Annotated in this window: 15 protein-coding genes; 9 read left to right on the top strand and 6 right to left on the bottom strand. The window is 70.4% G+C overall.

The window, feature by feature from the left end; genetic code table 11:
- The first annotated feature begins 905 nt into the window (after window positions 1-905).
- Complete coding sequence (locus ACIA8N_RS22340) at window positions 906-1,511, top strand: dihydrofolate reductase family protein (protein ID WP_365778863.1); 606 nt, start codon at window positions 906-908, stop codon at window positions 1,509-1,511.
- Between the two features lie 312 nt (window positions 1,512-1,823).
- Here the strand turns inward: ACIA8N_RS22340 and ACIA8N_RS22335 are convergent, their stop codons facing one another.
- Window positions 1,824-2,066, bottom strand: a complete 243-nt coding sequence (locus ACIA8N_RS22335; RefSeq protein ID WP_365778861.1) for a hypothetical protein — start codon at window positions 2,064-2,066, stop codon at window positions 1,824-1,826.
- 79 nt (window positions 2,067-2,145) lie between these two features.
- On the opposite strand from ACIA8N_RS22335, the gene ACIA8N_RS22330 reads away from it, so the two are divergent.
- The gene (locus ACIA8N_RS22330) at window positions 2,146-2,481 is read left to right on the top strand and encodes a hypothetical protein (RefSeq protein ID WP_365778859.1); all 336 of its coding nucleotides are present in this window, start codon (window positions 2,146-2,148) and stop codon (window positions 2,479-2,481) included.
- A gap of 329 nt (window positions 2,482-2,810) precedes the next feature.
- Here ACIA8N_RS22330 and ACIA8N_RS22325 read toward each other — a convergent pair whose 3' ends face one another.
- Window positions 2,811-3,077, bottom strand: coding sequence for a hypothetical protein (locus ACIA8N_RS22325; protein ID WP_365778857.1), 267 nt, complete (start codon window positions 3,075-3,077; stop codon window positions 2,811-2,813).
- Window positions 3,078-3,405: 328 nt separating this feature from the next.
- Between ACIA8N_RS22325 and ACIA8N_RS22320 the strand changes: the two genes are divergently transcribed.
- Window positions 3,406-4,254 carry a hypothetical protein gene (locus ACIA8N_RS22320; protein ID WP_365778855.1) on the top strand — a complete coding sequence of 283 codons (849 nt, stop codon included), beginning with the start codon at window positions 3,406-3,408 and terminating at the stop codon, window positions 4,252-4,254.
- Here ACIA8N_RS22320 and ACIA8N_RS22315 read toward each other — a convergent pair.
- The gene (locus ACIA8N_RS22315; protein WP_365778853.1) at window positions 4,251-4,415 is read right to left on the bottom strand and encodes a hypothetical protein; all 165 of its coding nucleotides are present in this window, start codon (window positions 4,413-4,415) and stop codon (window positions 4,251-4,253) included. The two genes, ACIA8N_RS22320 and ACIA8N_RS22315, sit on opposite strands and share 4 nt — an antisense overlap.
- A gap of 273 nt (window positions 4,416-4,688) precedes the next feature.
- Window positions 4,689-4,955, bottom strand: coding sequence for a DUF6296 family protein (locus tag ACIA8N_RS22310; RefSeq protein WP_365778851.1), 267 nt, complete (start codon window positions 4,953-4,955; stop codon window positions 4,689-4,691).
- Window positions 4,956-5,114: 159 nt separating this feature from the next.
- Between ACIA8N_RS22310 and ACIA8N_RS22305 the strand changes: the two genes are divergently transcribed.
- Window positions 5,115-5,339 (top strand): hypothetical protein, encoded by a 225-nt coding sequence (locus ACIA8N_RS22305; RefSeq protein ID WP_365778849.1) that lies wholly within the window; start codon window positions 5,115-5,117, stop codon window positions 5,337-5,339.
- Between the two features lie 652 nt (window positions 5,340-5,991).
- On the opposite strand, the gene ACIA8N_RS22300 is transcribed toward ACIA8N_RS22305, so the two are convergent.
- On the bottom strand, window positions 5,992-6,525 hold the full coding sequence (locus ACIA8N_RS22300; RefSeq protein ID WP_365778847.1) for a hypothetical protein: 534 nt from the start codon (window positions 6,523-6,525) through the stop codon (window positions 5,992-5,994).
- A gap of 855 nt (window positions 6,526-7,380) precedes the next feature.
- Here ACIA8N_RS22300 and ACIA8N_RS22295 point away from each other — a divergent pair.
- The 5 genes from ACIA8N_RS22295 to ACIA8N_RS22275 all read left to right on the top strand — a co-directional run bounded on the left by ACIA8N_RS22295 (window position 7,381) and on the right by ACIA8N_RS22275 (window position 12,209).
- Window positions 7,381-8,244, top strand: coding sequence for an RNA repair domain-containing protein (locus ACIA8N_RS22295; protein WP_399416757.1), 864 nt, complete (start codon window positions 7,381-7,383; stop codon window positions 8,242-8,244).
- Window positions 8,245-8,498: 254 nt separating this feature from the next.
- On the top strand, window positions 8,499-8,900 hold the full coding sequence (locus tag ACIA8N_RS22290; RefSeq protein ID WP_365778845.1) for a hypothetical protein: 402 nt from the start codon (window positions 8,499-8,501) through the stop codon (window positions 8,898-8,900).
- Between the two features lie 80 nt (window positions 8,901-8,980).
- Complete coding sequence (locus ACIA8N_RS22285) at window positions 8,981-9,562, top strand: carbonic anhydrase (RefSeq protein ID WP_365778843.1); 582 nt, start codon at window positions 8,981-8,983, stop codon at window positions 9,560-9,562.
- Between the two features lie 8 nt (window positions 9,563-9,570).
- Complete coding sequence (locus tag ACIA8N_RS22280) at window positions 9,571-11,037, top strand: SulP family inorganic anion transporter (RefSeq protein ID WP_365778841.1); 1,467 nt, start codon at window positions 9,571-9,573, stop codon at window positions 11,035-11,037.
- 233 nt (window positions 11,038-11,270) lie between these two features.
- Complete coding sequence (locus ACIA8N_RS22275) at window positions 11,271-12,209, top strand: hypothetical protein (RefSeq protein ID WP_365778839.1); 939 nt, start codon at window positions 11,271-11,273, stop codon at window positions 12,207-12,209.
- Window positions 12,210-12,428: 219 nt separating this feature from the next.
- Here ACIA8N_RS22275 and ACIA8N_RS22270 read toward each other — a convergent pair whose 3' ends face one another.
- On the bottom strand, window positions 12,429-12,635 hold the full coding sequence (locus ACIA8N_RS22270; protein ID WP_365778837.1) for a hypothetical protein: 207 nt from the start codon (window positions 12,633-12,635) through the stop codon (window positions 12,429-12,431).
- Between the last annotated feature and the right edge of the window lie 60 nt (window positions 12,636-12,695).

Here is a 12,695-nt window from a genome sequence, read left to right as displayed (position 1 = left end):
GGGAGTGTGCCCTCACCCATGGCCCCCGATCGGATCGCCGAAGTCCCGCCCGCGGGGATCGGGGGGTGACCGGATTCCCGGGCGGCCCCCGGGGCATCCTGAGCGACGGCCGCGGCTTCGCGGAGCTCGCAGTCATGTCTTGGACGACCCCCAAGCAGTCCGGGACGGAGGCCCACGGAACGAGCTGGCCTGGCCGTGGCCTGAATGCGCAAGCCCACCAGGCGCAGCGCCGGGGGAGGGCGAGCGTGTTCGGCCGGCGGCTCAGGCCGCAGGACGTGGAGCAGCTGGAGTACGAGCTCGGGTCCGCCAGGCCGACCGTGTGCGCGGAGAGCCGGCCCGACCCGGGACCCACGCCCGTGAGCCCCCCTCGGCACGGCTTCGAGCCGCAGGTCCGCAGCGGCGGGCTCTCGCCGGCCCGAGCGGCACCACCACGTCCTCGCCCGCGAACGCCGTCAGGGCGTCCCACAAGGTCGTCGGCACCCCGTCGGCGAGGTGGGCGGCGGACGCGATCCGGCACGACCGACCCCGCGCGGCGACGTTCTTCGCCGGGAGGGTCACCCGCGGGGTCGCCTCGACGACGTGTGCGCGGCGGGCTGGTGCGGGGCGACGGCGAGGTCTGATCGCAGCTGCACAGCAGTCGAACGGAAATCGAGCACGAGACCTCCGCGGGGCGCACGGCCCCGCCATCGGGCCAGCGCTGTGACTGAGCGTTTCAGTTGGCCCCCGAGTGTTGTGCTCGGTCCGGCCGAGCGTGACGGCGGTTGGCCCGGGTCGGCCGCCGGCGGCGTCCCGCCGATCTGTTCGGCTGCGGCGGTCGTGGGTTTCTCGTTGCCCCACGGCGCGGTCGATGAGTTTGTGGCTCCCGGCCGGTCCAAGCTCGTGACACCCCAGGAAAGGACACCGCCATGTCGGAGCTTCTCGTCGACTTCATCACCTCCCTCGACGGCCACGCATCGGGAGAGGGGTGGCCCGGGTTCTGGGGCCTTGAGGGCCCGGAGTACCTCGCGTGGCTCGGCGAGCAGCCCGAGGCCACCTACCTGATGGGAGCGAACACCTACCGCCTCATGTCGGGCTTCGCCGCCGGCGAGGTCCCGAATGGCCAGGACGAGTTCAGGCCCGAGGAAGAGGCGTCCGTCGACGAGCTCACGCAAGCGTCCAAGGTGGTCTTCTCCTCCTCGCTCGAGGAGCCGCTGACGTGGGCCAACTCCACGCTCGTCCGCGACGACGCCGTCGAGGCGGTCCGCGCCATGAAGTCGAGCGGCTCGGGGCTCCTCAGCACGATCGGCAGCCTCAGCCTGAGCCGGTCCCTGCTGCGAGCCGGACTCGTCGACCGCTTCCGGGTCGTGATGTTCCCGGTGATCACCGGGAACACGGGCGAAGAACGCATCTACGACGGCTATCCGGACGTGGCCCTCGAGATGATCGAGCACCGCACCTTCGACGGGCGCATCCAGCTGGTCGAGTACAAGCCCCGCGTGCTCGAGCACCCGCCGCTCGGCGCCCCTGAGTGACGTCGCCCCGTCCGCCGGTCTGGGCGGCCGCCAGGCCGGCGCCGACGGGTGCGGAGCAAGAGCCAATAGGAGGCCGGTCAACGTCAGGACGCCGAGTCGTCGCAGGTCAGCCCACGCAGGCAGCTCCCAGAGCGCAGTCTCCGCGAAGGTCCACCCGGATACGGATGCGACGGCGGGCGACCAAGCCGGTTACGCCGAGGGATCTTGTGGACCCGGCGTCACCGTTCCGGCGTCCGTCACCTGATTCAGCCCCTCCACCGCGCTCGACGACGCGATCGAAGGGGCCGCTGGAGGGTGGCAGGGGCGAGGGTGTCAGTTGTGGCCGCCAGGGGCGTGGCCTGCGGGGTTCTGGTTCTCGGATTCCTGAGTCAGCGAACTGCCCTTGCAGGACGGCTGCTGGCCGCCGGGCTCGTGGCCCGCGTTGTTGGTGCAGGAGATGTCCACCGGCTGGATCTTCGCCTCCGCGATCGAGGCTCCGCCGAGACTCAGTGCGAAGGCCGCCGCCGCGGCGGCGAGCGCAGCACTGATCCTCTTGGTCTTCGTGGTTCCGGTCATGATGTGCTCGATTCCACGGGCGTGGTGCTTGCTGCCCACGCTTGTCCGGAGCGCGCCATATGTCAAGCAAAATGAGCTTATGGACATGATTGGCAGCGGGCTGGGCATCAGCGGTGTCGATCCGGTGGGCAGCGTGGCTGGGCCGTGCTGTGCCGCAGGAACCAGGGCGATCACCTCCACCTCCCACACCGCGTGGGCGGCCTTCGCCGACACCGCCCGGTTCCTTCCGCGCCTGCGCTGCAGGGCCCGTACGCGCGGGCCGATGTTCGTCACCACCGCCGTCCGGGACCGGGCAAGGCCGTCAGCCTCCCGCGACGCCTGCACGGACACCGGCTTCGCCCGACTGCCCTACGGGCAGGCACGCGCCCTGCTCGGCGACCACACCGCCGAAAGGGGGCCTGGCACCGGCTGCTGATGCTCAGGCGACTGGCGCGTACGAGGGACGCCTCGGAGGCCGGTCCGCCGGGATTCTCGGTGGCCAGAGCCTGGTTGAGGGTGACGAAGGGGCGCATCCGCTGCTCGTAGCGGGCATTTGCGGTGCGGTGGACGCCGTTGTCCTCGGCAAGACAGTCGGCCAGCGCCCGGAGAAGGGGGGAAAGGGCGGTAACCGACGTCTCCGGGCAAGCTCACCCGGCCCAGCGACCACTGGTCCATGCGGATCCGGGCCAGGGCGTCGCAGCAGAAGTCGGGCGCCGTCCGGGCGGCCTCGGCCAGGCGGATCCCTTCCCACCGCATCGACGCAAGCTAGTCCACGACGAGCTGCCTGCCGCAGGGCGCCGCCGTCACGGAGGTCGTGGGGGAGGGGGCGGACTGAAGGCCGAAGGCGATCCTGGGTTCGGTGTTGTCCCGTACGGGCATGATGCCGAAGCCCCTGTCGCCGTCACGCAGCCACGTCTGCCAGTCGTCCGGGGCGAGGATCGACATTCCGCGCATCCGGGTCCGTGCGCGGGTTGCCTGCTCCAGCAGGCCCATCCGCTCCACGACTTCGAGCGCGACACCGCGGATGCCCACCGCCTGGCCGCGCCGCGATCCGGTGGCGCATCGCGGAGGGTGAACTCACCCCCGGGGACCGGGTTCCCTCGACCCGCAGACCCGCCAGATCGCCCGGGAAGGGGGCGTCGCGCTCGCCACCGCCACCAAGGCCCTGACCACCCTGCGCCTGGAAGGACTTGTCGAGGCCCGGCCCCGGATCGGCACGGTCGTCGCCGGAACCGCCCCCGCCGCGCCGGCCCGCAGACGCTCGTCACCCGTCCCGGAGCCTGAGCAGGAGCTGATCCTCGACCGGATCGTCCGTGCCGCCATCGAGATCGCTGACGCCGAAGGGCTCTCGGCGCTCTCCATGCGCGGCGTTGCGGCACGGCTCGGCGTCGCGGCGATGTCGACCTACCGGTACGTCCCGAGCAAGGAAGACCTCGTCCTGCACATGGGCCGACGCCGTGTTCGGCGAGGACTCCTACCACGCGGACGCCCCCGAGGATTGGCGTACCCGCATCGATCTGGGCGCCCGGACCCCGTGGAGCCTGTACCGCAAGCACCCGCGGCTGGCCCAGCGCGGCTCTCTCACACGCCCGTTGCTCGTGCCCGATCTCATGGTGTTCGACATCCACGTACTGATCCACAGCCACCTACAGGGCCTGGCGGTGCACCTCGAGAGGGAGACGCACGCCGAAGCCGCCCCGGGCCAGTCGGAAGACCAGGGGATGGGCAGCCGAGCCCCCCTCCAAGAACCCGTGGAATCCGACCGCTTCCCGACCTTCACCAAGGTGGTCGGAGCCTTCGAGGACGGCTACGACCCGCGTCTCGACGCGCTCTTCGAATTCGGCCTTCAAGGCACTCCAAGGTCAGGAAGCTGTCACGTAAAACATCCTCAAGGTCGATCGGGTGCGGGAGCTGCTCCCACTCCGGCAGCCAGTCAGCGGCCGTCCCGCCGGACAGGGCGAGGTGGAGCCAGTCACCGAAGTCGAGGTTGGTGTCATGCCAGTCCGCCCAGCCGCGGCGAAAGGCCGAGACGGTCCAGGACCCGCCCTCACGGGGAACAAGGAACAGTTGGTCGCCTTCGATCGTGTTCCCCCAGACCAAAGCCCCACCTGGGGTCGGCAGGACCGCGTGGGGAACCGTCCGGGACGCCTCCAGCAGCCGGCCCATGCCGTCGGCGTACTCGCGCAGCGTCCGGGCCCCGCAGAATTAGATGTAGCCCGAGATGACCGCGTCGCCGTAAGCGCCCGCGATCTCGACGAAGTCCGCGGGAAGGGTGACCGACCAGGCCGAGGCGATCTCCTCGATCACATGCCCTTCGTCCTGCCGAACGGGCAACCCGAGCACGGGGACGAAGTCGCTGATGGTCTTCAACAGGTCTCCTACTGGCGGGAAGCCCCGCAGCTCTGGGTGGTGCCGGCCTGCGACAGCCGCTCGACGAGAGGCTAGCCCAGGGCTACGACGACACTGGACAGCCCCTTACAGGCGACAGCATCACGCAATGACCAGTTGGTGGCAGCTATCGCGCCTAGGCAACACCTGTCGCGCGTTGGGCAGGTCAGTGCCGGTTCTCCGCGTGGAGCGCACTGTCAGGGGTGCCGGAACGCTGAGTGCGCTCGCGAGGCGGATCGGTCGGTCGGGTACCGGTCAGGCCGTGGAGGGGCCGGCGGGATCTTTCGGATCGGCGTCGGCGAGGCGGCGGGCCTGGACGTGTGGGGCAGGATCCTGGTGCCCGCCTGAAGCGAGGATGCGCACCTCGTCCCTGTCGCTGATCTCCGCCCGGATGATGCCGGTGGGGTCGGCGTAGACCGGATGGCCGCCAGGCCCCTTGGAAGAGGTGCGTCCGACGATCACAACGTCGTGGGGCGAGCCGGTGTCGTCGGAGAACACCAGCTCGTATCGGACTGGGCTCATGGCACCCATTTTACGCCGAAGGGCGGTTTAGGCCCCCTCGGGCGACCGGCCGAGGCATCGCTGGTCAGCGTGGTACGAGGCCGCACGGACGCTGCCTCGGGGTCCCGCTACGGTCAGCCCCTGTGACCTTCGGTAGTAGTCGTCGTTGCTGAGATCGTGATGAAACGAAACACCCTGACCACTGCCGTGCTCGCTGCCGGCATGGCCCTCACGGCCGCTGTACCAGCGCACGCCGGAATCGTGGACGGCACCCTCAACAACGCGAGCAGCCTGGACCACACTGCACTGCTGAACACCGCCGTTGAGAGTGACCCGCAGGAGAACAACAACGCCAACACCCCTGCCGACGGCAAGAAGAACAACTCCACAGGGCAGCACGACTAGGCATTCTGGTCGCCGATCACCATCCGGTCTCTCACCCGTGCCACAGCGACACAAGTGCAATCGGTGCCGCGAAACGGCTCCGATAAACGTGTCCTGACGGACCACTCTCCGGTTGATCCCGGTGCGGAGACCGCCGAACCGGTGACCGGCGACTAACCCACCGCCCCGCCTGCCGCTGATCCCCGCCGCCGAAGCACGAGATGTGGTCGACCTGCGCCGGCTGGAGACGCTCGACCTTCACCCCACGAGGGCAGGCCGCCGGGCAAGTCGCCGCGGATCTGGCCCGCCCGATCCCCGCCGAGTCGCCGACCAGGCCCGCGCATTGTCGGCCAGTACTCGCGATCGCTGTGGTTCTTCTACAACCTCAGCCGGGCCGGCCGCGCCATCGACGCAGCGGTGTGGTCTCTCAAGGCTCGCACTGGAGCCGGGAATTCCACCAGCACCGCCGGTCCGGCCCGCGGATGATGTCCCGCCACGCCTGCCCGTCGGTACCCCCGTCTCGTTGCCCGTTGTGCCTTCTCAGGGGCAACGGGCAACGGGCAACGAGCGACAGGGCAACAACCCCCGGAGCCTTCCTTGGCCGGGAGGGGGGAGGAGGCATGCAGACCGCTCACCTGAACGGGACCGGCCTGGTCGCCACCGTGAGACCCCGTCAGTTGGGGAAGGAGAAGTAGAGAGCCTCGCTGTAGAAGGACGCGAAGTGTTTCTGCCAGTCGGCTCGGACCGAAGCCAGCCATTCGTCGTTCTGGCCGGCGATTGCCGCCTCGGCCTTGGCGACGGCGTCGGGGATGTCCTCGGACGCCAGACGCCGCACGCTCGCTTCCGGATCGTCGTCCGTCATCGAGACGATCTCGCCGGTCTCGAGGACGAAGTACTTCGCCTGCTGCTTCTCAAGGTGGGCCGTGGTCCTGGCAACGCATTCGGCGAACTCGGCGTCGTCCTCCAAGCCCTTGCCAACTGCACGCAGGAGGTCGCGGAGCAGGGCCGCTCCCTCGGCGTAGTCCGCGGCGATGCCGATCGGAGGGTTCCAGATCATGGACGGGACGATCGTCGTTCCACGGCCCACCATGAGCTTGTGCGCGAGCGGGATGTCCCAGTTGTGCTCGGATATGCATCGGATCCGCTGGGGGACCTCCGGCTCGCTCGGCATCGAGTCTGCGGAGTAGAGATACGAACGGTTTGCCATGGTGGCGACGCTAGCACCGGAGACCGACAATGCCTGAAACGCCTGGGAACCTGCCCCGCTTGTAGCCGCAGCGGACCTCATCGGCGGCCGGCAGTGGGGAGATCCCGTCCATGAGAACGCTCGTTCTCCGCTGGCCCGGCGCCCCCGCCCGCCCCCGAGGAACCGCCATGACCACCGCCGCCCCGGTCAACCTCCCACCGCCGCAGTGCCCGCGCCTGCTCTTGGGCCGCTGTTCCCGCCGGCGTGTCAACTGCATTCTTCCGTCACCTGACCCCTGTGGGTTGGGGTAGAAGGTTCGTGGATCATCGCGCAGGGGGCATCGGCTCGTCGCCGTGCGAGGCAGAGCAGGGCCCGAGGGTGGTGCTTGCCGACCCCGCCTGCGGATAGCACCTCACGCGCTCGACCGCCGTCAGGCTCGACACCGGGGCTCTGGAGGCGCCCCGCGTCGCGCCCCGACAGAGCCGACGGGGGCCCGGCCGGAGCCGCGAACCGCAGCCTGTTCGGGCCCTCGCTCCGCAGATCAGGACCATGGCCAGGAGGTGATCGGTGGGACCGTGATTGATCTCCCAGTCGGCATGGGCCCCACGGCCCCGTCCTTCTGGCATCGCAGCCCAACGGTCACCCAGCGGACCGACCCGTCACCGGCGAGCGAGAACGAGACTGCGGTCTCAAACTCCTCGCTCCCACACGGGCAGCAGGCCTCACCAGGAGGATCATCAGCGTGCAGGCACATCTTCCAGACGCCCGAACCAGCGCCCTCCGCTGCCGTAACCGCAGCGAGGCGGGCGGGCCGGGCGCTGACTTGCAGGGCCGTACGGGCGCGCGGCACCCTGATGGTCGAGGGCAGGTGCTGACGTGCACACGAGCGATGAGATCTACCACCGGGTGCTCTGGGACCCGCGCTTCGACCCCGAGCGGTTCGTGATCGGGATCGCCGAGCGCGGGGCCCCGCCGAAGCGGGTCCTCCTCGGCGACTTCGTACCGGGCGGGGAGATCCCCTGGCACCGGGTGGTGTTCTTCGAGGCGGACGGCCAGGTCGTCTGGGACCGCGCCTCCGGCGTCGACCGGCTCGACGAGACCCTCGTCGGGCAGGTCGGTCCCGTGCCGGCCCCTGCGCCCGGCGACGTCCTCGCCGTTCCGTCGACGAACCGCACCGCCGTCGCCTGGCTGCCGGCGGCGGAGTTGTGGCCGCCGATCCAGCACATTCGCCGCGAACACGACCGGCAGGTCCGCCGCTGGCCGCCGCACGTCAACGTGCTCTTCGGTTTCGTCCCCGAGGCCGAGTTCGCCCGGGCCCTGCCGCTGGTCGCCGCGGCTCTCGCCGAGACGCCGCCGTTCACCGCCCGCCTGGCGGGCATCCACTGGTTCGGGCACCGCGAGGACGCCACCGTCTGGCTCGACCCCGCGGCCGCCGACCACGAACCCTGGGCGCGGCTGCGGGAATCCCTGGAGCTCCGCTTCCCGCTGTGCGGATCGCAGTCGCACGGCTTCACCCCGCATCTGTCCCTCGGCCGTACCACGGACCCTCACGCCCTCGCCCGCGAGGCGGAGGCCCTCCTCGGCCCCATGGCGGCCCGGGTCGACGAGCTGATCCTGCTCTCCCGGCGCGGCGACGAGCCGATGCGGGTCCGGGCCCGTGTCCGGCTCGGCAGCGGCGACGTACGCCACCCGGAGCATCCGGCCCTTCCGCGCAACCATCCGCCGTCACCGCCCGCCTAGTCAGCCGCGGCACGGGCTTCGGCCGACACGGCCGGCATCCGACGAGATCATGAGTACGGGACCGCCTCGACGGCGGCCGGCACGCCCCGGCAGCGGCCAGTTCACGCCACCCACAGCACGTCTTTCAGGCTCTCTTCAGGGCGAAACCTTGAGTTAACCCTGCAAACGATTTTGCCGGGCTATTGTGTTTCTTGGCTAATCGTTGACCAATCGTTTGCCTGTTCTAGAGACGTGGACTGCCAGGAGGGAGGCTCATGTTCCGAGGTACGACGGCCCGAACCCTGGTGTCGATCTTCGCCTCCGTCCTGCTCGGCCTCCAGGTCTTCGCGCCCACTTCATCGTTCGCATCCGCGCACACGGCCCATCCCGTCATGACCAAGAGTCAGCCCGGAACCAAGCCCCCCGGGCAGGCGCCACGCGACGAGATCGCCACCTGCCGCGACGCCGGCCACCACGGGGACCCGACCGGCCCCCTCCGCGCCCGCGACCGGTACCGCACCGCCGCCGACTCCGCACCCGGGGCACTCGACCGTCCGTATCCGAGGCGGGAGACCTCGAGGGCGGGCGAGCCGGGCACACCCCGCACCGCGCCCCGTCGCACGTCGAGATCCACGACGGCCCACTCCCCGGCGGCACTTCAGACCTTCCGCTGCTGATCAGCGGAGCAGCCCCCACCGCACAACCGTCCTGTCCGTCCGACGCGCCCCCACAGCGCGCCAGGAGGAATCACCACGTCATGCAGCCCCTCATCGACAACGCCCGTATGTTCGGACAGAGCCCTGAGGAGTTCGCCAAGCTGGCCGAAGGCCAGTCGCCCGAAGTTCTGTTCATCACCTGCTCCGACTCCCGGGTCGTCCCTGCCCTGATCACCGGCGCACGCCCCGGACAGCTCTTCGAGCTGCGTACCGCCGGCAACATCGTTCCCCCGTACGCCTCCGGCACCCCCACCGGCGAGGCGGCCACCATCGAGTACGCCGTGGAAGTCCTCGGCGTCGAGGACATCGTGGTCTGCGGGCACTCCCACTGCGGCGCCGTGGGCGCCGTAGTACGCGGCGACGACCTGACCGCCGTACCGGCCGTACGGGACTGGCTCGCGCACGCCGCGGACGAGCCCGAGTGTTCCGATCCCGCCGACCCGACGGTCGCCGAAGCCGTGCAGAACCACGTCCTGACCCAGATGCTGCGCCTGCGCTCGTACCCGTGCGTCGAGAAGCGGCTGGCGGAGGGGCGCCTCCGCCTGCACGGCTGGTACTACGAGGTGGGCACCGGCGCCGTGCGCGAACACCGCATGGAGACCGACTCGTTCGAGGCGCTGTGAGGAGCGCCATGTCCCTGATACGTGAATTCCCCCACCTGCGCCGTGATTTCCTCGCCTCCATCGTCGTCTTCCTCGTCGCCGTGCCGTTGTGCGTCGGCGTGGCGGTCGCCTCCGGTGTCCCGGCCGAACTCGGGCTCGTCACCGGCATCGTGGGCGGCCTCGTCGCCGGGCTCATGCCCGGCAGCAGCCTTCAGGTCTCGGGTCCGGCCGCCGGCCTGACCGTGATCGTCTTCGAGGCGGTCAGCGAGTTCGGGGTGGGCACGCTCGGTGTGATCGTGCTGGTCGCCGGTCTGCTCCAGCTCGCCATGGGCTTCCTCAAGGTCGGCCGCTGGTTCCGGGCGATCTCCGTCTCCGTCGTCGAGGGCATGCTCTGCGGCATCGGCCTGGTGATCATCGCCGGCCAGATCTACGCGGCGGCGGGGCTGAAGGCCCCGGGGACCGGCATCGGCAAGATCGTGGGCCTGCCCCGGGCGTTCGCCGACGCGCTCGGGAGCACCGAGGCCCTGGCCTCGCTCGCGATCGGCGTGGGCACCATCGCCGTCATCGTGCTGTGGAAGAAGCTGCCGAAGCGGGTGCGGTCCGTGCCCGGCGCCCTCGCCGCGGTGGTGCTGGCGACGGTCGCCTCGCTCGGCCTCGGACTGCCGGTCGCCACGGTCGAGGTGGAGGGCCTGCTCGGCGTCGTCCAGCCACCCGGCACCGAGGCCTTCGCCGAGCTGGGCAGCCCCGCCATCTGGGGAACGATCATCGCGTTCGCGCTCATCGCCTCGGCGGAGAGCCTGTTCAGCGCGGCGGCCGTGGACCGGCTGCACGACGGCCCGCGCACCCACTACGACAAGGAGATGCTCGCCCAGGGCACGGGCAACGCGGTCTGCGGCCTGCTCGGCGCGCTGCCGATGACCGCGGTGATCGTACGCAGCTCCGCCAACGTCGAGGCAGGCGCCAGGACCAAGGCGTCGCGGGTCCTGCACGGCGTGTGGCTGCTGCTGTTCGCCGCCGCGCTGCCGTTCGCCCTGGCGCTGATCCCGCTGCCGGCCCTCGCCGGCATCCTCGTACACGCGGGCTGGAAGCTGATCCCGTTCCGCCAGATCGCTGGGCTGTGGCGGGGTCACAAGGGCGAAGCGGTGATCCTCGTGGTCACGGCCGTGGCCATCGTCGTGGTGAACATGTTCGAGGGCGTCCTGATCGGCCTCGCCCTGGCGATCGTCAAGACCGCCTGGGAGGCCTCCCACGTCAAGCTGGAGGTCATCGACAAGGGTGCCGGTCCCATCCAGGCGTACCTGGCGGGCAACGCGACCTTCCTCCGCCTGCCGAAGATCCTCGACAGTCTCGAGTCCCTTCCCCAGGACCGCCCCGTCGAACTGGACCTGTCGGGACTCCACCACCTCGACCACGCCTGCCGTACCGCGCTGGAGAGCTGGGCCGAACGGCACAGCGCGGCCGGCACCGAACCGGTCAAGCTCACCATCGCCGCCTGAGGCGACCGCTGATCCGTCCTGCCCTCGGAGGGGGCCGGACGGATCGTCCAGGTGATCGACTTCTCACCCCTGGGGGTGGAGCGTAGCCGTCCAGTAGGCGCAGTCCGGCCAGCCGTGCCCCCGCCGCCGTCGCAGAAGGCTGAGCCTCTTCGCATCCGATGGATGAAGTGGTCACGCATGCCCCTGCGATCCCCCTGCAATCCCCCTGGCACCGGGCCCGGCGCGCCGGCGCGGTGAGCGTCACGGCTCTGGCGCTCGTCCTGAGCCTGCCCACGGCGGCGACGGCCGCGCCCGGCGATCTGGATCCCGCCTTCGACGGCGACGGCCGGGTCGTCACGGACCTGGGCGGCTTCGCGGGCGCCCAGGGCATGGTCGTGCAGCCCGACGGCGAGATCGTCACGATCGGGGACGGCTACTCCACCGAGACCTCAGGCGACTTCACGCTGACGCGGTACAACCCCAACGGCAGCCTGGACACGACGTTCGACGGGGACGGCGCCGTCACCACCGACTTCGGCGTCAACAACGATCAGGGCCGGGGCGTGGCCCTGCAGCCCGACGGCAAGATCGTGGCGGTCGGCGGGTCCACCGACTACGGCGGCAACAGCGCGGCCACCACCAACCGGGGAACCTGCACCGTCGTCCCGGGCCAGGTCACCTGCGCGGTCGGCACGCTCAACACCGCCGGCAGCTCCTCTGGCTCCACCGCCACCGTGACGATCCTCGCCGAGCCCTCGCGTACCGGCACCCTCACCGACACCGCGACGGTCACCGCCGCCCAGACCGACCCCCTGACGAGCAACAACACCGCGACCCGCGTCACCACCGTGAACAACAACCGCGGCTGCACCATCATCGGCACCAGCGGCAGCAACACGATCAACGGCACCTACAAAAACGACGTGATCTGCGCCCTCAGCGGCAACGACACCGTCAACGCGAGCTTCGGCAACGACACCGTCCACGCCGGCCCCGGCAACGACCGGGCCGACGGCAGCTACGGCAACGACACCCTCATCGGCGGTCCGGGCGGCGACACGCTCCTCGGCAGCTACGGCTCCGACCTCCCCAACACCGTCGACGGTATCGGCGGCAACGACACCGCGAACGGCGGCTACAACACCGACACCTGTACCACCGACTCGGGCGACATCCGCGTCAGCTGCCCGTGACCGGAGCACCCGGGGCCCGGAGTCGTGGACTCCGGGCCCCGGTTGTGTCCAGCGGTACAGCAAGGCGCCGAGGTCCTGCCGGACGCCCCACTCGCCGCTGGTGCCGGGCACCTCCCCGGTCGTGTGTGCCCCTCATGGGAGACCTGCCGGCCGCCGGTGTACACACGGCGGAGGAGACCCGAGGCGTCGCCGTGCACCGGGTGGCTCCTCCGGTGACGATCAGAGAGAAGACCACCGCCTGACCGGCCGAGGGCTCGCTCCGTCGACCACGATCCGGTCCGTGCCGGAGACCACGATCCGGTCCGTGCGGGAGACCGAGGCCGCCGTGGTGGCGACGGAGAGCGTCGAGGACCCTCCAGCCGTCACCGAGGTGGGGCTGAGCGTGGCGGTGACACCGGCGGGCAGGCCGCCGACCGTGAGGTTCACCGTACCCCGTTCCGTCGGCTCCTCCGGGGCTCGTCGGCAGCGGGCGCCCCAGAAAGGGGT

Origin of the sequence: Streptomyces sp. NPDC051822 (assembly GCF_044452745.1) — a bacterium.
Taxonomy (GTDB): domain Bacteria; phylum Actinomycetota; class Actinomycetes; order Streptomycetales; family Streptomycetaceae; genus Streptomyces.
Note: the sequence above shows the minus strand (reverse complement) of the source record. Positions and strands in the feature narration are given on the sequence as shown.

What these genes read in the sequence shown, in the direction of transcription:
- ACIA8N_RS22340 (WP_365778863.1), top strand. Translation starts at nt 906, where the DNA reads ATGTCGGAGCTTCTCGTCGACTTCATCACCTCCCTCGACGGCCACGCA.
- ACIA8N_RS22335 (WP_365778861.1), bottom strand. Translation starts at nt 2,066, where the DNA reads ATGACCGGAACCACGAAGACCAAGAGGATCAGTGCTGCGCTCGCCGCC.
- ACIA8N_RS22330 (WP_365778859.1), top strand. Translation starts at nt 2,146, where the DNA reads ATGGACATGATTGGCAGCGGGCTGGGCATCAGCGGTGTCGATCCGGTG.
- ACIA8N_RS22320 (WP_365778855.1), top strand. Translation starts at nt 3,406, where the DNA reads ATGCGCGGCGTTGCGGCACGGCTCGGCGTCGCGGCGATGTCGACCTAC.
- ACIA8N_RS22310 (WP_365778851.1), bottom strand. Translation starts at nt 4,955, where the DNA reads ATGAGCCCAGTCCGATACGAGCTGGTGTTCTCCGACGACACCGGCTCG.
- ACIA8N_RS22305 (WP_365778849.1), top strand. Translation starts at nt 5,115, where the DNA reads ATGAAACGAAACACCCTGACCACTGCCGTGCTCGCTGCCGGCATGGCC.
- ACIA8N_RS22300 (WP_365778847.1), bottom strand. Translation starts at nt 6,525, where the DNA reads ATGGCAAACCGTTCGTATCTCTACTCCGCAGACTCGATGCCGAGCGAG.
- ACIA8N_RS22290 (WP_365778845.1), top strand. Translation starts at nt 8,499, where the DNA reads ATGTTCCGAGGTACGACGGCCCGAACCCTGGTGTCGATCTTCGCCTCC.
- ACIA8N_RS22285 (WP_365778843.1), top strand. Translation starts at nt 8,981, where the DNA reads ATGCAGCCCCTCATCGACAACGCCCGTATGTTCGGACAGAGCCCTGAG.
- ACIA8N_RS22280 (WP_365778841.1), top strand. Translation starts at nt 9,571, where the DNA reads ATGTCCCTGATACGTGAATTCCCCCACCTGCGCCGTGATTTCCTCGCC.